Source organism: Streptomyces sp. NPDC004788 (assembly GCF_053601115.1).
Window position 1 is genome coordinate 1 of sequence record NZ_JBSGBF010000134.1, and the last position, 17,759, is coordinate 17,759.

Sequence of the window (17,759 nt, forward strand, 5' to 3'; positions counted from 1 at the left end):
GCCGGACGGCCCGGCGGCCCGGCACCCGGACGGCACGGCGGCCCGTCCGGCCGGCGGTGTCGCTTCCGCCGTCGGCCGGTTACGAATCGCCGCGGCCGGCGGCGCCCACCTGCCCCGCTGCCGCACCACGAAAGGGACGTCACCACCCCATGACCGCGACACGGACCGCCGGCCAGGACTGGCTCAGGACCTTCCATCCCGCGCCGGGCGCGCGCGTCCGACTGGTCTGCTTCCCGCACGCCGGCGGCGCGGCCGGGCTGTTCCGGGCCGTCGCTCGTGATCTGGCCCGGGACGGCGACGCCGAGCTCGTCGCCGTCCAGTACCCGGGGCGGCAGGACCGCCGGGAGGAACCGGCGGTCACGGAGCTGACCGTGCTCGCCGATCACGCCGCCGACGCGCTCGCCGCCGTCGCCGTCGCCGCCGCCGACGGGCGGCCGTTGGTGCTGTTCGGGCACAGCATGGGCGCGCTCGTGGCGTTCGAGACCGCGGAGCGGCTCCAGACGCGCGGCGTCCCGGTCGCCGGGCTGATCGTCTCGGGACGCGGCGCCCCGCACCTGCACCGACCGAGCCGGGTCCGCCCCCACTCGGACGACGAGCTGGTGGCCTCGCTGCGCGAACTCGGCGGCACCCATGCCGCCTTGCTCGCGGACGAACGGTTCCTGCGGCTGATCCTGCCGGCCGTCCGCGGCGACTACCGGGCGGTCCAGACGTACCGGCGCGTACCGTCCCCGGCCCGGCTGACCTGCCCCGTACTGGCTGTCGTGGGGGACGACGACCCGCTGGTGACGCCCGAGGAGGCCGGCCAGTGGTCGCTGCACACCCGCGGTGTGTTCGAGCAACGGGCCGTCCCCGGCGGCCACTTCACCCTCGTGCGGGACCGGGCGGGCCTCGGCGCGCTGCTGCGGGAGCGGGTCCGCGGTGCGGACCGGGGGCGCTCGTGTCGGACTCGTCCGGTGGACTAGGTCGAGGGGATGACCACCGGGACGGCCTCGCGCCACACACGGATCGGTGCCCCGGTGCTCCGCTGAGCGCCGTGCGGGCCGGTGCGGGCCCGCTGTCCGGTCGAGGGCCGCGCGCTGCCGCGCGGGCCCCGCCTCCGTCGCGTCGACGATGAGCCCGGCACCGACGACGACAGGAGATCCCACCAAGACTCTGCTGGTCCCCACCGCGGACGGCCAGGCCGACGCGTTCGCCGCCTTCCCCGACGACGGCGAGCGGCACCCGGTGCTGATGTACCCGGACGCCTTCGGCCTGCGGCCCGTACTGCGGAAGACTGCCCGCGAAGTGGCCGGTCGGGCACGCCCCGGGCGCCGTGCCAGGGGGGGTGCCCGCCCGGGCCGCCGGCCCGGTCCGGATGATGGAGCGCGTGCTGTTCGAATCCCTGTCCGTCGCCGCGCTGGTCGTGGTGCTGGTGTGCGCCGTCATCCGTCCCTTCGGCTGGCCGGAGGCGGCCTTCGCGGTGCCCGCCGCCGCCGTGGTGGTGGCCACCGGCGCCATCCCGCCGGATGCGGTGCGGGAGGAGACGGCCCGGCTCGGGCCGGTGATCGGGTTTCTGGCCGCGGTGCTGGTGCTGGCCAAGCTCTGTGACGACGAGGGGCTCTTCCACGCCTGCGGGACCTGGATGGCCCGCTGGGCCCACCGGCGGCCGCGACGGCTGCTCGGGGCGGTCTTCGCGCTGGCTTCCGTGATCACGGCCGCGCTGAGCCTCGACGCGACGGTGGTCCTGCTGACCCCGGTGGTCTTCGCCACCGCCGCCCGCATGGGCGCCCGGCCGAAGCCGCACGTCTACGCGAGCGCCCACCTGTCGAACACGGCGTCGCTGCTCCTGCCGGTGTCGAACCTGACGAACCTGCTCGCCTTCGCCGCCGCTGGGCTGACCTTCACCCGCTTCGCGCTGCTGATGACGCTGCCGTGGCTGGCCGCCGTCGCCGTCGAGTACGCGGTCTTCCGCCGTTTCTTCGCCGCCGACCTCGACGCGGTCGCCGCGCCGACGGAGCCCGACGAGCCGCCGGAGCTGCCGCTGTTCGCGCTCGTCACCGTGGCCGCGACGCTGGGCGGCTTCGCCGTCGCCTCCGCGCTCGGCATCGACCCCGCCTGGGTCGCCGCGGCCGGCGCGACGGTCCTCGCGGTACGCGCGCTGGTCCGGCGGCACACCACCCCGGCCGCGGTCGCGCGCTCCGCGGCCCTGCCGTTCCTCGCCTTCGTCCTCGCCCTCGGCGTCGTCGTACGGGCGGTGGTCGACCACGGACTCGGCCACGCCCTCGGCCGGCTGGTGCCGGACGGCGCCTCGCTGCCCGCCCTGCTCGGCACGGCCGCGCTCGCCGCCCTGCTGGCGAACCTGATCAACAACCTGCCCGCCGTCCTCGCCCTCGTCCCGCTGGCCGCGCCGTCAGGACCGGGCGCGGTCCTGGCCGTGCTCCTCGGCGTCAACATCGGCCCCAACCTCACCTACGCCGGCTCCCTGGCCACCCTGCTGTGGCGGCGCATCGCCCACCGCCACGACCACGAGATCGCGCTGAAGGAGTTCACCCTCCTGGGCCTGCTCACGGTCCCGGCCGCCCTCCTCGCCGCCACCGTCGCCCTGTGGGTCTCGCTGCGGTTTGCCGGTCCGTAGCGGCTGCCGGGCCCGCCACCGCGCGTACGCCGGGGCGGCGGCGCACGTCTCCTCGTAACCGGCGGTGAGCCTGCGCAGGATCTCGTCGCGGTGGCGCGCGAGCGGGCCGTCGCGGTGCCAGGCCAGCACGTGGCGGTACCAGAGCGGGCTTCCGGCCAGGGGGCGTACGGCGGTGCCCGGGACCTCGACGAAGGTGGCCTGGCAGAGGCTGACCGCCAGACCCGCGCGGACCAGCTCGACCAGCGGGCGTCCCTCCGCTTCGTAGGGCGCGTACGGGCGCCGCCCGGCCGCCGCGCACTCCGACGACCAGTACTCGCGGGTCCCGTCGCCGTCCGGCCGGGGCACCGCCCAGTCCTCTTCCAGGAGCGCGGCCAGCGGGACCTCGTCGAGGCGCGCCAGCGGATGAGCGGCCGGCAGCAGGGCGAAGACCGGTTCGGTGGCGAGGGGGTGGAGCACCACACCGTCGCGGTGCGGCAGCCGCCGGCCGGGATGGTCGCCGAGGACCGCCGCCTCCAGCCGGTCCGCGGCCAGCTCGTCGAGGAGCGTGACGGGGGAGTGCTGACAGCGCGCCGTCACCTCGGCCTCCGGCAGCAGCGCCTTGACGGCCAGGACCAGTCGGCCGAGCAGGGGTGCGCCGACCGAGCCGATGCGGACGCGGTCGCAGGCCGACATCCGGCGGGCCATCCGGGCGGTGTCGGCGATCAGACCGTCGACGCCGGGGAGGACGGCGCGGGCCCGGTCGAGCACCAGCTCGCCGAAAGGGGTGGCGACGACCCCGGCCCGGCCCCGGGCGAACAGCACTCCGCCCAGCATCGCCTCGATGCGGCGCAGCTGTGCGCTGAGTCCGGGCTGGGTCGTCCCGAGAGCGGCGGCGGCGCGGGTGAGGCTGCCCGCCTCGGCGATCGCGCACACCACGCGCAGATGGCGTACCTCCAGGTCCATGGCGCGGATGTTATGGACCGGCGACGGCTTTCGGACACCCTCCCGCCCCTCCAAGCTATGTGAAATGTCACACGGCATACATCAGCTGCCCCAACTCAACGAGAGGAAAGGTCGCGTGAGGACACGTCAACGCGCCGCGCTCTGGGCCCCCTTGCTCGCCATTCTGCTGCTGGTCCTGGCCGGCCTCCACCCGGCCCGCGCCGCCACCACCACGGCCGACCCGGCCTCCGCCTGCGCCCTGCGCGGCACCACCGGCTGGACGGACGAGGGGCACGACACCGACTGGTCCGTCTTCCGGCGCCCCGCCGGCACCGTCCGGGTCGGCATGATCTTCGTCGACTTCCCCGACGCGCCGGCCACCGAAGCCCCCGCCGACGACGCGGCCCAGATCACGCCGGGCGCCGACTGGCTGTGGAACGCCTCCTACGGCAAGGTCTGGCTCGCCATCAGCCAGCACCGCCAGTGGATGCGGATGCCGCACGCCTCCACCGACTACGGCTTCGCTCGCGGACTGACCTACGAGGCCCACGAGGCGTACATCAGGGACGCGGTCGCGGCGGCGGATCCGTACGTCGACTTCTCCCGCTACGACATGGTGTACGTCGTCCCGACGCGGAACGCCTCGGCGATCTCCTTCACACCCACCTACATCCACGACCCGGGAACCGCCGGCGGCGTCCGCGCCGACGGCACCCTGCTGAAGTGGGCCGTGACCTTCGGGCAGGACATGTGGCACTGGGGGCCCAAGCTGGTCGCCCACGAGACCGGCCACACCTTCGGGCTTCCCGACCTGTACGCCTTCAGCGGCACCGACGTCCACCGCTACGTCGCCGGCTGGGACGTGATGGGGCTCATCAGCGGGCCCGGGTCGCAGTACTTCGCCTGGCAGTCCTGGAAGCTCGGCTGGACCACGGACGACCAGGTCGTGTGCCGGGCCTCGGCGGGCAGCGACACCGTGCACCTGACCGCCGTCGAGTACGGCAGCGGCACCAAGATGGCGGTCGTCCGCACCGGCCCCACCACCGCCTACGTCGTCGAGTCGAGGCGGGCGGTCCAGGCCGACGGCGGCGTCTGCTCGACCGGCGCGCTGGTCTACAAGGTCGACAGCTCCGTCGAGACCGGCCAGGGCCCCGTACAGGTCGTCGACGCGAAGCCGGACGCCACCCCGGCGGCCGGCTGCCGGCCGCTGGACGACGCCCCCTTCTGGACCGGCCAGTCCTACACCGACGCGACGGCCGGAGTGCGCATCGAGGTGCTCGGCGCCGACGGATACGGGGAGACCGTGCGCGTCACCAAGCGGTAGACGCACGAGAAGGGTTGTGCCCCGGGACCGGACGCCGGTCCCGGGGCACAACCCCGCGTCAGGCGGCCTCGGGGAAGTGACAGGCCACCTCACGCGCCTCCCCCGGAGCGCCGATCCGCAGCAGCGGAGCCTCGCTGCGGCAGATCGCCTGCGCCTTCGGACAGCGCGGATGGAAGGTGCAGCCGGGCGGCGGAGCGGCCGGGCTCGGCGGGTCGCCGAGCAGGGTGATCCGCTCCCGGGTCCGCTCGGCGACCGGGTCGGGCAACGGGACCGCGGACAGCAGGGCCCGCGTGTACGGGTGCGCGGGCGCGTCGTACACGCGTTCCTTGTCCCCGATCTCCACGATCCGGCCGAGGTACATCACGGCGACCCGGTCGCAGACCCGCTTGACGACGGACAGGTCGTGGGCGATGAAGAGGTAGGCGAGGCCGAGTTCGCGCTGGAGGCGCTCCATCAGGTTGACGATCTGGGCCTGCACGGAGACGTCGAGGGCGGAGACCGGCTCGTCGGCGATGACGAGCCGCGGGCCGGTGGCCAGGGCCCGGGCGATGCCGATGCGCTGCGCCTGACCGCCGGAGAACTCGTGCGGGTAGCGGTCGAGGTGTTCCGGGATGAGGCCGACCAGCTCCATCAGCTCCGCGGCCCGCGCGCGGGCCGCGGCCGCCGGAGTGCCGTGCACCATCAGGGGATCGGAGATGATCCGGGCCACCGTCTGGCGGGGGTTGAGGGAGGAGTGCGGGTCCTGGAACACCATCTGGAGGTCCTTGCGGAGCGGCTTCAGCTCGCGCTGCGACAGATGGGCGATGTCACGGCCGTCGTAGACGACGGACCCGGCGGACGGCTCCAGGAGGCGGACGATCGTGCGCCCGGTGGTGGACTTGCCGCAGCCGGACTCGCCCACCAGGCCGAGCGTCTCGCCGGCCGCTATGTCGAAGCTGACGCCGTCGACGGCCCGGACCGGGGCCGCGCGCCGCCTGCCGGGGAAGGTGGTCGTCAACTCCCTGACAGAGAGGAGGGGTTCCGTTTTCGGAGTGCTCGTGGGGCTCATGGGGCGACGCCTTCGTACGCGGGGAAGTGGCAGGCGGCCGGATGTGCGTCCGGGCCGCCGAGCGCGGGGCGCTCGGTCTCGCAGCGGGCGCGCTCGTCCTGCGCGGCCGCGGCCGCCCGCGGACAGCGCGGGGCGAACACACAGCCCGGCGCGGGGTCGAGCAGGGAGGGCGGGCTGCCGGGGATCGCCCGCAGCGGGAGGTCGTCCCGGTCGTCCAGGCGCGGCAGCGAGTCGAGCAGCCCCCGGGTGTACGGGTGGGCCGGCGTGGCGAACAGGGCGTCCACCGGCGCCTGTTCGGCCGCCCGGCCGCCGTACATCACCAGGACGTCGTGGGCCACCCGGGCCACGACCCCCAGATCGTGGGTGATCATGACGACGGCGAGGCCGCGCTCCTCCTGGATCCGGGCGATCAGTTCCAGGATCTGGGCCTGGACGGTGACGTCCAGGGCGGTGGTGGGCTCGTCGGCGATGAGGAGTTCCGGCTCGCAGGCGAGCGCCATGGCGATCATCACGCGCTGGCGCATGCCGCCGGAGAACTGGTGCGGGTACTCCCCGGCCCGGCGGCGCGGCTCGGGGATGCCGACCTCGGCGAGCGCCTCGACCGCCCGCTCACGGGCGGCCCTGCGGCCGCTGCCGAAGTGCACCCGGTGGTGCTCGGCGATCTGCTCCCCGACGGTGTAGTACGGGTGGAGGCTGGAGAGCGGGTCCTGGAAGATCATCGCCATCCGCCGGCCGCGCAGCCGGTTCAGCTCGCGCTCGGCCAGTCCGACGAGTTCCCGGCCGGCCAGCGTGATGGAACCGGTGACGGCGGCGCCGGTGTGCAGCCCCATGACGGCGAGCGAGGTCACGGACTTCCCGGAGCCGGACTCGCCGACGATGCCCAGCGTGCGGCCGGGCGACACGTCGAAGGAGAGCGCGTCCACGGCCCGGACGGGGCCGCGCGGCGTCGGGAAGGTGACGGTCAGGTCCCGGACGGAGAGCAGCGGTGGGGCGAGCCGCGATGCGGTGTCGGTCATCAGTACCTCACTCGCGGGTCGACGACGGCGTACAGCAGGTCGACGGCCAGGTTGGCGACGACGATGAAGGTCGCGGCGAGCAGGGTGACGCCGAGGATGACGGGCTGGTCGCCGGTGGACAGGGCACCGTAGAAGAGCCGGCCGATGCCGGGGAGCCCGAAGATCGACTCGGTGATCACGGCGCCGGCGAGCAGTCCGCCGAGGTCCATGCCGAAGATGGTGAGGATCGGTGTCATCCCGGCGCGCAGCCCGTGTTTGACGACGACCGTGCGGCGGGGCAGGCCTTTGGCCCGGGCGGTGCGGATGTACGGCTCCGCCATCGTCTCGATCATCGAGCTGCGGCTCTGGCGCGCGTACATCGCCGCGTACAGGATCGCGAGCGCGAGCCAGGGCAGCAGCAGGTTCGACGCCCAGCCGAGCGGGTCGGATCCGAAGGGCGTGTACTGCGGGTAGGGCAGCAGGCCGGCCGTCCGGATCACCCCGTAGATCAGCATGACCGAGGTGAAGTAGACGGGCAGCGAGGCGGCGGCGACCGCGCCGACCATGAGGACGCGGTCGGTCAGGGTGTCCTTGCGCAGCGCCGCCACGACGCCCGCGGAGAGTCCGAGGAGCAGCCAGATCGCCGCCGCGCCGACGGCGAGCGAGGCGGAGACGGGGAAGCGGTCGACGAGCAGGTCCCAGACGGGCTGGCTGTTCTCGTACGAGTAGCCGAGGCAGGGGAAGTCGCAGCGCAGGGCGTACTGGCCGCTGCCCATGGTGCGGCCGGTGAAGATGCCGCTGACGAAGTCGGCGAACTGGCGCCACAGCGGCTGGTCCAGGCCCATGTGGGCGCGGATCGCCTCCAGGCGTTCGGCGCTGCACGACTTGCCGCAGGCCGCGGCGGCGGGGTCGGAGGGCAGCACGTAGAAGATGGTGAAGGTGACGGCGGCGATGGCCAGCAGGACGCCGGCGATGCCGAGCAGCCGGCGGCCGAGGTAGAGGATCACGAGCGGCTTCCCCTCGGGTCGAGGATGTCGCGCAGCGCGTCGCCGAGCAGCGTGAACGCGAGCACCGTGAGGAAGAGGCAGAGGCTCGGCACGAGGAAGTACATGGGATCCGTGTCGTAGAAGGCGACGCTCTCGGCGATCATCTGGCCCCACGACGGGGTGGGCGGCCGGACGCCGACGCCCAGATAGCTGAGGGCCGCCTCGGTGGCGATCATCCCGGGGATGATCAGGGTGGTGTAGGCGATGACCGGTCCGGCGACGCCCGGGAGGATGTCCCGGGTGAGGATCCGCCAGGGGCCGGAGCCGCCGACGCGGGCGGCGTCGACGTACTCGCGGTGTTTGAGCGAGAGCGTCTGGCCGCGGACGACGCGGGCGATGCCGGGCCAGCCGAAGAGGCCGATGACCAGGGTCATGAGCACGATCCGGTTGACGTCCCGGGCCACCGACATCATGGCGATCATGAAGATGAGGGAGGGGAAGGACATGGTGAGGTCCATCAGCCGGGAGAGCACGGTGTCGGTGCGGCCGCCGAAGTAGCCGGCCGTGATCCCGGCCGCCGTCCCGGCGACGACGACGATGGCCGTCGCGGTGAACGCGATGAGCAGGGAGACCTGGGCGCCGTGCACGACCCGGGCGAACAGGTCGCGGCCGGTGACGGGCTCGACGCCGAGCCAGTGCTCGGCCGAGACGCCGCCGAGCGGGCCGACCGGCAGTCCGCCCAGATACGGATCGACGGCGCTCTTGTCGAACTCCTCGGGCGACCAGCCGCCCAGCGCGCTGAGCAGCGGGGCGGCCACGGCCATGATCACGAAGAACGCGACCACGACGAAGGAGACCTTCACGGAGGGGCGGCGGCGCAGTTCCGCGCGGGCGAGCTGCCAGGGGCCGCGGCCCGCGCGCGGGGCCGGGGAGGCGGTGGTGGGCTTGGAGTTGGTGACGCCGTTGGTGACGGACTCGGTGTCGGGCTTGGTGACGGACTCGGTGTCGGGCTTGGTGTCGGAGTTGGTGTCTGGCTTGGTGACGGAGTTGCTGTCGGGTTTGATGTCGGCCATGGTGACGGGCCCTCAGCTTCCGCTCTTGGCGGGGTCCTTGAGGCCGACCGTCGCGTAGTCGATCGCTCCGCCGAACGACGTGTGGCCGAAGGCGCCGGCGATGTTGGTGCCGAGCAGCAGCGGCATGCGCTCGATGACGGTGGGCGCCGTCGGGGCCTTGGCGAGGATCTCCCCGTCCAGCTCCTGCCACGCCTTGTTGGCCTGCGCCGAGTCGGTCATGGCGGCGATCTCGTCCATGCGCCGCATGGTCGCCTTGTCGCGGAAGAGCGAGTGGTTGCCGGAGTTGCCCTTCTCCTTGATGTAGCGGCCGTCGAAGACGAAGGGCAGGAAGGTCGAGCCGGAGGGGTAGTCCGGACACCAGCCGGTGTAGACGAGGTCGGTGCGGTTCTTGGTGTCGCCGATCGTGTCGTAGAACGCGGAGGGATCGACGGTCTCGATGGTGACCTTGATGCCGACGCGACCGAGCGACTCCTGGATGGCCTCGCCGACCGCCTTGCGGCCGTTGGAGACGGTGATGCTGGTGGCGAAGCCGTCGGGCTTGCCCGCCTCCTTCAGCAGCCGCTTCGCCTTCTCCACGTCACCGGTGAGCGGGATCTTCAGCGTGTCGGGCTGCTTGCCCCCGTCGAAGAGGGAGCCGGGCATGAGGGCGGTGGCCACGTCGTTGAGGGCGGGGCCGCCGGAGGCGGTGAGGACGGCCTGCCGGTCGAGGGCGTACTGCACCGCCTGACGCACCTTCACGTTGTCGAAGGGCGCGCGGCCGGTGTGCATCTGCACCATCTCGGTGCAGCTGGTGGACTCGGCGAGCAGCCGCGCCTTGACCTCCGGCCTGGTGAGCACCTTCGGAGTGGACTCCGGGCGCATCTTGCCCCAGGACACGGCGGACGCGTCGGCGCCCGAGCTCGCGATGAGCCGGTCGTCGACCTGGCCGCCCTTGAGCCCCATGGTCATCACGATCCGGTCCGGGTACGCCTTGCGGACCTGGTCCGTCGCCGGGTCCCAGTGGGGGTTGCGGACCAGCACGAGCTGCTTGTCGCGGGCGTACGACTCGATCTTGTACGGCCCCGAGGAGAACGGGCGGTTGTCGTACTGCGGGCCCTTGTCCTGCGACTTGGGCACCGGGGCGAAGGTCGGCAGCACCGTGGCGTACGGGAACTCCGCGAAGGGCTTGCGCAGTTCGAAGACGATCGTGTGGTCGTCGGGCGTCTTGATCGAGTCGAGGTGCTTGCCCTGGGCCGGGCCCTGGTAGCCCTCGGCTCCAGCGAGGTAGCGGGCCGCGTAGTCGGCGCCACCGGGCAGGTCCGGGGAGAAGGACCGCTCCACGTTGTACTTGACGTCCTGGGCGGTGATCGGCGTGCCGTCCTCGTACTTCAGGCCCTTCTTCAGCCGGAAGGTCCAGGTCTTCGCCCCGTTGGAGGAGGTGCCCAGGTCCTCGGCGAGGTCGGGGACCAGCTCGCCGCCCTTCGGGCCCGGTTCGGCCCGGTAGGTGACGAGGGTGCGGTAGAGCAGGCGGGTGCCGAAGTCCATGTCGCGCATCACCCAGTTGCGGGCCGGGTCGAGGTGGGTGAAGTCCTGGTCGGACAGGACGGCCAGGGTGCCGCCCTTGTGCGGGGTCCCGCCGACCGTGGCGCCGTTGTTGGCGGTGGCGGGGTTCGCGCGGCCCTTGCCGTCGGCGGCTCCGTGCCCGCCGGAACATGCGGTGACGCCGAGGGTGAGGGCCGCCGCCAGGGCGGTGGCCAGCGTGGTGCACGTGCGCTTGTTCATGAGTGGGTCACTCCGGGTGCGGTGCGGTCGGACAGCCGAGAGCGGCTGGAATGTGACCGGTAACATAGTAATGTGAAATTGCACTGACAACCCGTCGGGGATGCCGTTATCCATCCGTGTCCGAGCCGCACGAGGAGCCCATGAACCGCGCGTACGCGACCACCGACCACATTTTCACCGTCCCCCTGGACCACCACGACCCGGACGGCCCCACCCTTGAGGTCTTCGCCCGGGAGGTCGCCGACCCCGCTCGCGCGCACGAGGAACTGCCCTGGCTGCTCTACCTCCAGGGCGGCCCCGGCGGAAAGTCGCCCCGTCCCTCGGCCGGTTCACCCGGCTGGCTCGACCACGCCCTGAAGACCCACCGCGTGCTCCTCCTCGACCAGCGCGGCACCGGCCGCTCCAGCCCCGTCACCGCCCGCACCGCGGCCCGCTTCGCGAACCCTGGCCAACTGGCCGCCCACCTCGCGCACTTCCGCGCCGACGCGATCGTCGCCGACGCCGAACTGATCCGCCGACGCCTCTGCGGAGACACCCCGTGGGAGACGCTCGGCCAGAGCTACGGCGGCTTCCTCACCCTCACCTACCTCTCCCGGGCCCCCGAGGGCCTGCGCGCCTGCTACGTCGCCGGCGGCCTGCCCGGCCTCACCGCCACCGCCGACGACGTCTACGCCCGCACCTACCCCCGGGTCCGCGACCGCGTCCTCGACTTCTACGCCCGCTACCCCGACGACGCCCCCCGTCTGCGCAGGCTCGCCGACCACCTCGCGGACACCGACACCCGCCTCCCGAACGGCGACCGGCTCACCCCGCACCGCCTGCGTACCCTCGGCCTCGTCCTCGGCATGGGAGACGGGTTCGAGCGCCTGCACTGGCTGCTCGACGAGGCCCTGGACCCGGACGGCGCGCCCACGGACACCTTCCTCCACCAGGTCATGACCCTGACCGGCTTCACCGACAACCCGCTGTTCGCCGTCCTGCAGGAGACGCTGTACGGGCAGGGCGCCGGCCCGACCGACTGGGCGGCCGCCCGCGCCCTCGCCGACTTCCCCGAGTTCGCCGCGGACGCCGACCCGCTGCTGCTCACCGGCGAGATGATGTACCCCTGGATGTTCCGCGAGATCGCGGGCCTGCGCCCCTTCGCCGACGCCGCCGACCTGCTGGCGGCCCGCACGGACTGGCCGCCGCTCTACGACCCGCGACGCCTCGCCGCCAACGAGATCCCCCTCGCCGCGATCGTCTACCACGACGACATGTACGTCGACGCGGGCCTCTCCCTGCGCACGGCACGCGAGGTCGGCGCCACCCGCGTCTGGGTGACCAACGAGTGGGAGCACGACGGCATATCCGCCTCAGGCGGCCGAGTCCTCGCCCGCCTGACGGAGCTGGCGGCGGGCCGTGCGTGACCGGACGCCCGGCCACGGTCCGCGGCCGCACGGCGATTCACTCCGGCCGTCGTAGGCCGCCAGGGCCGAGAGAGGGTGACTCACCGGTAGATGGCCGGGTCACCGGCGCGGCGTGGGACAACTCGCGGGAAAGTCCCCCTCGCCCGAAGGAGGAGGCTCGTGCCACCTCAGCCCACACCGCCAGCCCCGGCCACGCCCCGGAAGAGGTGGCGCAGCCGCCTCTCCCTGGCCGTCGGCCTGGCCGCCGCGGCGCTCCTCGCCGCGATGCTGCCCGCCGCCGCCACCGGTGGCACGATCTGGACGACGCTGCCGGGCATGCCGACGGCGCGGGCTGCCGTGGCCTCGGCAACCGCCCCCTGTCCGCCCGGCCAGACCGGGGTCTGCGTCTACACCGTGGGGGGTGAGACCCTGGCGGGACAGCTGGCCTCGGCCGAGTCGTACAACCGGATCACCAACGCCTGGTCCACGCTGCCGCCGATGCCTACGGCGCGGAGCTACGCCGCAGCGGCGAGCGCCGCCTGCCCGCCCGGCCAGACCGGCACCTGCCTCTATGTCATCGGTGGCGTGGTCGTCTCCGGGGAGACCCAGACGCCGCAGACAGTGGTGCAGTCCTACAACCCGCTGACGAACGCCTGGAGCACGGTCGCTCCGATGCGGACCGCGCGCTCCGCTCTGGCGGCCGTGGCGGCCCCCTGCCCGCTGGGCCAGACGGGGGTGTGCGTCTATGCGGTCGGAGGCTCCGGCAGCTCCGGCTCCCTGGGCACGACGGAGTCGTACAACCCCACGACCAACTCGTGGAGCACGCTCCCCGCGATGCCCGCGCCCAGGTCGAGCCTGGGTGCCGCGGCCGCGCCCTGTTCGCCGGGCCAGCAGGGCACCTGCGTGTACGCCGTCGGTGGTTTCGACACCACCCAGACCAACGTGGTGCAGTCCTACAACCCGGCCTCCAACACCTGGACTCCGGTGGCGTCGCTGCCCACACCCCGCTCCGACATGGGCACGACGGCCAGCTCCTGCCCGCCCGGGCAGAGCGGCACGTGCGTCTACGTCGTGGGCGGCCTCTACGTGACCCACCTCCTGGCCAGCGTCCAGTCCTACAACCCGGCCTCCAACCTCTGGACGGACCTGCCGCCGATGCCGACGCCCCGCCTCCGGCTCGCCGCCGTCGCCATGCCGTGCCCCACCGGCCTGGGCGGCAACTGCGTCTACGCCACCGGTGGCGCGAACGGTACGGACGTGCTCGCCACCCTCGAAGCCCTGGACCCCCCACAGCCCACCGGCCGCTGAAACCCCCCTCGTCGGGGCTCGAACAGGACAACGAGGCGAGCCCCGCCGGCTCCGGCGCGGACGTGCGAGGCGCCTCGCCGAATGCTGCAATGAGATGAGGGCTGCGTCGGGTCATGTCCGTCGAGTGGCGGCGACGCGGGCGGGGGCGGGTCTCGTGTGTGTGGTCAGATCCCCCGGCTGTGTGGAGTGGTGATGAGCGACGATTTCGAGGACATGGGCCCGGTCGACTACCTGGTCATCGAGTTTCCCGGCAACCGCATGACGGGCGAGGCGTTCCCCCTGCTCCTCGACCTGGTCGACAGGGGCATCGTCCGCATCCTCGACCTCATGTTCGTGCGGAAGGACGCCGACGGCAGCGTCGAAGCCCTGGAACTGAGGGACCTGGACGCCGACGGCACGTTCGACGTGTCCGTCTTCGAGGGCTCCTCGTCCGGACTGCTCGGGCAGGACGACCTCAACGAGGCGGGGATGGCCCTCGAGCCGGGCAACGCGGCCGGCATCCTCGTCTACGAGAACCTCTGGGCCGCACCGCTCGCGCGGGCCCTGCGGCGTTCGGGCGCGCAACTCGTGGCCGGCGGGCGCATCCCCGTACAGGCCCTCCTCGCCTCGCTCGAAGCCGCCGAGGCGGCTGAGGGCGGAGCCGCCGCCTGACGCCTCCCCGGACGGCCGGGGAAGCCGACCGGGCAAGTCGATCCAATCGGAAGCGTGTCAAGGAGGCCAGGACATGCCAGGACTTCTTCGAGGGGTAGCGCGCACCGCGGTGGTGGCCGGAACGGCGACCGCGGTGTCCAACAGGGTCTCGCGGCGCCAGGCGGGCCGCTGGGCCGCCCAGGAGCAGCAGGCGGCGGCAGCCGACCAGTACTACGCGCAGCAGGCGCCGCCGCCACCGCCGCCACCGGCGCCCGCGGCGGCCACGACGGAAGACGACATGAGCAGCAAGATCGCTCAGCTGAAGCAACTCGGCGAGCTGAAGGAACAGGGTCTGCTGACCGAGGAGGAGTTCGCGGCTCAGAAGAGCAGGCTGCTCGCCTCCTGACCCTGCCCCGACCGACCGGCCGCGCGTCGCTGCGACGCGCGGCCGGTGCGCGAGCGGGCGAGGGCTCGCGCGGTTCCCGCCCCCTCGAACGGCTCAGCCCGGGATGCCGGGAGCCCGCACACAGGTGGAAATGGACACGGACACCTGTCCGCGACAGACAGTGCCGTGACCATGGAGGGCCGATGAGAGTACTGCGGAGCGTGTCGTCGGCGGTACTGATCGTCCTCGCCTGCGTCCTGGTCCCCGTCAGTGTCCTCACCGTGTGGGTGCACGACATCGTCCTCGACACCGACCGCTACGTCGCGACCATGAAACCGCTCGCCGACGACCCGGCGATCGAGGACGCCATGCACAACCGGATCGTCCACGCCGTGGACGTACGGGTCGACGGCAAAGAGGTCACCGCCGAGATCGCGGCCTGGCTGCAGTCGCAGGGCCTGCCACCGCGCGCGGCCAAGGCCGTCAGAGGCCTCGCCCCGCAGCTGGACGCCGCCGTGAACACGGCCGCGGACAAGGTGGCCACCCGCTTCGTCCAGAGCGACCGGTTCGAGAAGGTGTGGGTCACCGCCAACCGCGCCGCCCACACGGCCGTGGTGCACGCACTGACCGGCAAGGGCCGCGGAGCGGTCGGCGTCTCGGAGGGCACGGTCACCCTCGACGTCGGCACCGCCGTCGACAAGGTCAAGCAGGAGCTGGTGGACGCGGGCCTGGAACCGGCGGAGAAGATCCCGGACGTCAACAAGCAGCTGGTGCTCTTCCAGTCCGACAAGCTGGAGAAGATCCAGGGCGCCGCACACGCCCTCGACGTCATCGGCAACTGGCTGCCCGTCATCACCGTGGTGCTCGCCGCGGGCGGGGTGTTCCTCGCCCACCGGCGCCGCCGCGCCCTGGCGAAGACGGCCCTGGGCGCGGCCTTCGCGTGTCTCGTCGTGGCCATCGCGCTCGTCGTCGCCCGCCGCTACTACCTGGACCACCTGCCACCCCAGGTGCAGTCGAAGGCGGCCGCGGCAGCCGTCTTCGACCATCTCCTGCACTTCCTGCGGATCGCCCTGCGCACCGCGATCGTGCTGGGCATCGTCATCGCCCTCGGCGCCTACTTCGTCGGCCCCGGCCGACTGGCCCGCGCCACCCGCTCCACCGCCGACCGCGGCGCCGACTCGGCGGCCGGCTGGTGGGGCGGCCACGGAATCGACACCGGGCCCGTGGGCACCTGGACCGAGGCGCACCGCAAGTCGCTGACCCTCGGCGCGCTGCTTGTCGTCGCCCTGCTGTTCGCCCTGTGGAACCACCCCACGGTCCTCACCATCCTGCTCCTCGTGCTCATCCTGCTCGCCGTGCTCGCGGTGATCGCCCTGCTGGCCGCCGACGGCCGCAGGAGAGCGCAGCAGCCGCACCCGGAAGAGGCTGCCTGACTTCAGGAGGTCAGCTGGTGGATGCTCCGCGCCACCAGGAGCAGCCCCACCACCAAGGACACGCCCACGAGCGCCTGGTTCTGGTGCGCCTGGAACCAGGTGCGCAGCTGCCCGAGCCGCAGCCGGGCCGAATCGGGCGCGAAGACCGCGTAGAGCTCCATGGCCAGCAGACTGCTCGTGGCGAGGACGCAGTACGCCACCAGGGCCACGTACGAGGAGGTACGGGACAGGTCGGCGCTCACCACCGTCGTCGCACCGGCCGCCACCAGGCCCCAGGGCTGGAGCAGCGGCCCCAGCCCCGCCGCGGTCCAGCCGGAGATCCGGTCGAGCCGTGCCGCCCCCCTGCGGGAGGACTTCTCGGGCGGGGCGGTCTGCGGCTCCGTCCCTGGGCTGGTCCGCGGCTCCGCCCCTGGGCTGGTCCGCGGGTCGGTCTGCGGGTCCGTCTGCGGGTCCGTCTCTGGGGCGGTCCGTGGGTCTGTCCGTGGGCCGGTCCGTTTGCCGGCCTTGTGCCGGTACCAGCCGTACCCGACCAGTCCCAGGCCGATGGCCAGCTTCACGGCGGACGTGGCCGTGGAGGGAGGCGACTTCGGAGCGGGAGGCTTGCCGCCGGTGGTGACCAGCACGGCGACGAGAACGGCCACGAAGCAGGCGACCCAGGAGAGGATGAACGCCAGACCCTTCCAGGTCCCGCGATCGGCCGAGAGGACGAGCACGAACGCGGTCACCGACAGCGGGAACACCGCGATTCCCAGCCCGATGAGGATCAGATCAGGCAGCATCGCGGCCCCCGCGAAGCCCCGCGGGCCCGGTCGCCGGGCCGCTCTCGCTCATGGCTTCATCTTCACCGTCCCGCCGGAAGCCCACAAATCCTCGAAGGGTGGTCCGCCCGGTTCACCCGTACGGACCCGGTGGCGCCGCCACTACGGGCCGAGCGCGCGCACGGGCGGCACGCTGGCAGCATGCAGCGAGCGAGCAGGGCCCGACGGCGCGAGCGGCGCCGGCGCTCCGGTGCCTCGCTGCGCAACCGCGTCACCACCCTGCGGTCCCGGGCCGAGGAGCGGTTCCCGCTGATCACGCACCTCGTGTCGCACCTGATCTCGGTGAACGTCCTCGACTCGGCGACCCGGCTGGCCGCCCAGACGTTCCTCACGGCGGTCCCGCTGCTGTTCGTGGTCGCCTCCATCGCCCCACCCGGGCTGCGCGACCAGTTCGTCAGCTCGGTGCACGACATCTTCGGTCTGTCCGGCAGCGTGGAGAGCGAGTTCGGCAAGGCCCTCGAGGGCACCGCCGACCCTTCCGACGAGCTGCGGCAGACCTTCGGCGTCGTCAGCGGTCTGATGGTGCTCATCTCGGCCACCGCGTGCAGCCGCGCCATGCAACGGCTGTGCGAGCGCGCCTGGAGCCTGCGCGGGGCGAGCGCACGGGTGGCCGCCTGGCGCTGGGTCGCCTGGCTCGCGGCGTGGATGCTGATGATCGCAGCGCAGGGGACCCTGCACGACGGCTTCGGGGTGGGCCTGTGGCTGGGCCTGCCGCTGCTGCTGCTCGTGGAGGTCGGCATGTGGTGGTGGACGCAGCACCTGCTGCTGACCGCGCGCGTGCCGTGGCTGCCGCTGCTGCCGGGAGCGCTGCTGACCGGGATCGCCCTCGGCGTCGTCACCTCGACGGCATCGCTCTACATGCCCCGGGCCCTCAACCGCAGTCTGGAGAAGTACGGCTCGCTGGGCGCGGTCTTCACCCTGCTGTCCTGGCTCATCGTGCTCTGCGCGGTCGTGACGCTCTGCGTCACGGCAGGTGCCGTCATCGCCCGCGAACCCTGGGCGGCGCGCCGCCTGGGCACCCCGGGGCTGCCCGACCGGCCGGTTCCCCCGTCCGACGACACGTCGTGGGACGGGGAGA

Annotated in this window: 15 protein-coding genes and 2 pseudogenes; 10 read left to right on the plus strand and 7 right to left on the minus strand. The window is 72.9% G+C overall.

What is annotated here, in order from left to right; translation table 11 throughout:
* Nucleotides 1-149 precede the first annotated feature (149 nt).
* The 3 genes and pseudogenes from ACWEJX_RS34775 to ACWEJX_RS34785 all read left to right on the plus strand — a co-directional run bounded on the left by ACWEJX_RS34775 (nucleotide 150) and on the right by ACWEJX_RS34785 (nucleotide 2,614).
* Nucleotides 150-962 (plus strand): thioesterase II family protein, encoded by an 813-nt coding sequence (locus tag ACWEJX_RS34775; RefSeq protein WP_451611409.1) that lies wholly within the window; start codon nucleotides 150-152, stop codon nucleotides 960-962.
* Nucleotides 963-1,110: 148 nt separating this feature from the next.
* Nucleotides 1,111-1,293 (plus strand): annotated as a pseudogene (locus ACWEJX_RS34780) (hypothetical protein); the annotation flags it as partial.
* Nucleotides 1,294-1,354: 61 nt separating this feature from the next.
* On the plus strand, nucleotides 1,355-2,614 hold the full coding sequence (locus tag ACWEJX_RS34785) for an SLC13 family permease (RefSeq protein ID WP_451611410.1): 1,260 nt from the start codon (nucleotides 1,355-1,357) through the stop codon (nucleotides 2,612-2,614).
* A gap of 105 nt (nucleotides 2,615-2,719) precedes the next feature.
* Here ACWEJX_RS34785 and ACWEJX_RS34790 read toward each other — a convergent pair.
* Nucleotides 2,720-3,634: pseudogene (locus ACWEJX_RS34790) on the minus strand (LysR family transcriptional regulator); the annotation flags it as partial.
* Nucleotides 3,635-3,671: 37 nt separating this feature from the next.
* Here ACWEJX_RS34790 and ACWEJX_RS34795 point away from each other — a divergent pair.
* The gene (locus tag ACWEJX_RS34795) at nucleotides 3,672-4,859 is read left to right on the plus strand and encodes a M6 family metalloprotease domain-containing protein (protein ID WP_451611411.1); all 1,188 of its coding nucleotides are present in this window, start codon (nucleotides 3,672-3,674) and stop codon (nucleotides 4,857-4,859) included.
* Nucleotides 4,860-4,917: 58 nt separating this feature from the next.
* On the opposite strand, the gene ACWEJX_RS34800 is transcribed toward ACWEJX_RS34795, so the two are convergent.
* Genes ACWEJX_RS34800 through ACWEJX_RS34820 form a run of 5 tightly spaced genes read right to left on the minus strand, consistent with a single transcriptional unit; the run spans nucleotide 4,918 to nucleotide 10,722 of the window.
* Complete coding sequence (locus ACWEJX_RS34800) at nucleotides 4,918-5,907, minus strand: ABC transporter ATP-binding protein (protein ID WP_451611412.1); 990 nt, start codon at nucleotides 5,905-5,907, stop codon at nucleotides 4,918-4,920.
* A complete protein-coding gene (locus ACWEJX_RS34805; protein WP_451611413.1) occupies nucleotides 5,904-6,923 on the minus strand; it encodes an ABC transporter ATP-binding protein in 1,020 nt (339 codons plus the stop codon). The genes ACWEJX_RS34800 and ACWEJX_RS34805 overlap by 4 nt, the downstream gene beginning before the upstream one ends.
* The gene (locus tag ACWEJX_RS34810; protein ID WP_451611414.1) at nucleotides 6,923-7,909 is read right to left on the minus strand and encodes an ABC transporter permease; all 987 of its coding nucleotides are present in this window, start codon (nucleotides 7,907-7,909) and stop codon (nucleotides 6,923-6,925) included. Before ACWEJX_RS34810 ends, ACWEJX_RS34805 begins: the two co-directional genes overlap by 1 nt.
* Nucleotides 7,906-8,961 carry an ABC transporter permease gene (locus ACWEJX_RS34815; protein WP_451611415.1) on the minus strand — a complete coding sequence of 352 codons (1,056 nt, stop codon included), beginning with the start codon at nucleotides 8,959-8,961 and terminating at the stop codon, nucleotides 7,906-7,908. The genes ACWEJX_RS34810 and ACWEJX_RS34815 overlap by 4 nt, the downstream gene beginning before the upstream one ends.
* Nucleotides 8,962-8,973: 12 nt before the next feature.
* Nucleotides 8,974-10,722: an ABC transporter substrate-binding protein gene (locus ACWEJX_RS34820; protein ID WP_451611416.1), complete on the minus strand. Its 1,749-nt coding sequence runs from the start codon at nucleotides 10,720-10,722 to the stop codon at nucleotides 8,974-8,976.
* A gap of 140 nt (nucleotides 10,723-10,862) precedes the next feature.
* Here ACWEJX_RS34820 and ACWEJX_RS34825 point away from each other — a divergent pair, with 140 nt between their 5' ends.
* The 5 genes from ACWEJX_RS34825 to ACWEJX_RS34845 all read left to right on the plus strand — a co-directional run bounded on the left by ACWEJX_RS34825 (nucleotide 10,863) and on the right by ACWEJX_RS34845 (nucleotide 15,863).
* Nucleotides 10,863-12,128: an alpha/beta fold hydrolase gene (locus ACWEJX_RS34825; protein ID WP_451611423.1), complete on the plus strand. Its 1,266-nt coding sequence runs from the start codon at nucleotides 10,863-10,865 to the stop codon at nucleotides 12,126-12,128.
* Between the two features lie 159 nt (nucleotides 12,129-12,287).
* The gene (locus tag ACWEJX_RS34830) at nucleotides 12,288-13,415 is read left to right on the plus strand and encodes a Kelch repeat-containing protein (RefSeq protein WP_451611417.1); all 1,128 of its coding nucleotides are present in this window, start codon (nucleotides 12,288-12,290) and stop codon (nucleotides 13,413-13,415) included.
* A 192-nt stretch (nucleotides 13,416-13,607) separates the two neighbouring features.
* Nucleotides 13,608-14,066 carry a DUF6325 family protein gene (locus ACWEJX_RS34835; protein WP_451611418.1) on the plus strand — a complete coding sequence of 153 codons (459 nt, stop codon included), beginning with the start codon at nucleotides 13,608-13,610 and terminating at the stop codon, nucleotides 14,064-14,066.
* Between the two features lie 73 nt (nucleotides 14,067-14,139).
* Nucleotides 14,140-14,451, plus strand: a complete 312-nt coding sequence (locus ACWEJX_RS34840; protein ID WP_451611419.1) for an SHOCT domain-containing protein — start codon at nucleotides 14,140-14,142, stop codon at nucleotides 14,449-14,451.
* Between the two features lie 182 nt (nucleotides 14,452-14,633).
* Nucleotides 14,634-15,863: a hypothetical protein gene (locus tag ACWEJX_RS34845; protein ID WP_451611420.1), complete on the plus strand. Its 1,230-nt coding sequence runs from the start codon at nucleotides 14,634-14,636 to the stop codon at nucleotides 15,861-15,863.
* Between the two features lie 2 nt (nucleotides 15,864-15,865).
* Here ACWEJX_RS34845 and ACWEJX_RS34850 read toward each other — a convergent pair whose 3' ends face one another.
* Entirely contained in the window at nucleotides 15,866-16,642 is a 777-nt protein-coding gene (locus tag ACWEJX_RS34850; protein ID WP_451611421.1) for a GAP family protein, read from the minus strand.
* Between the two features lie 180 nt (nucleotides 16,643-16,822).
* Here ACWEJX_RS34850 and ACWEJX_RS34855 point away from each other — a divergent pair.
* Nucleotides 16,823-17,759: YhjD/YihY/BrkB family envelope integrity protein (locus ACWEJX_RS34855; RefSeq protein WP_451611422.1), on the plus strand; the 937-nt coding region annotated here is incomplete at its 3' end.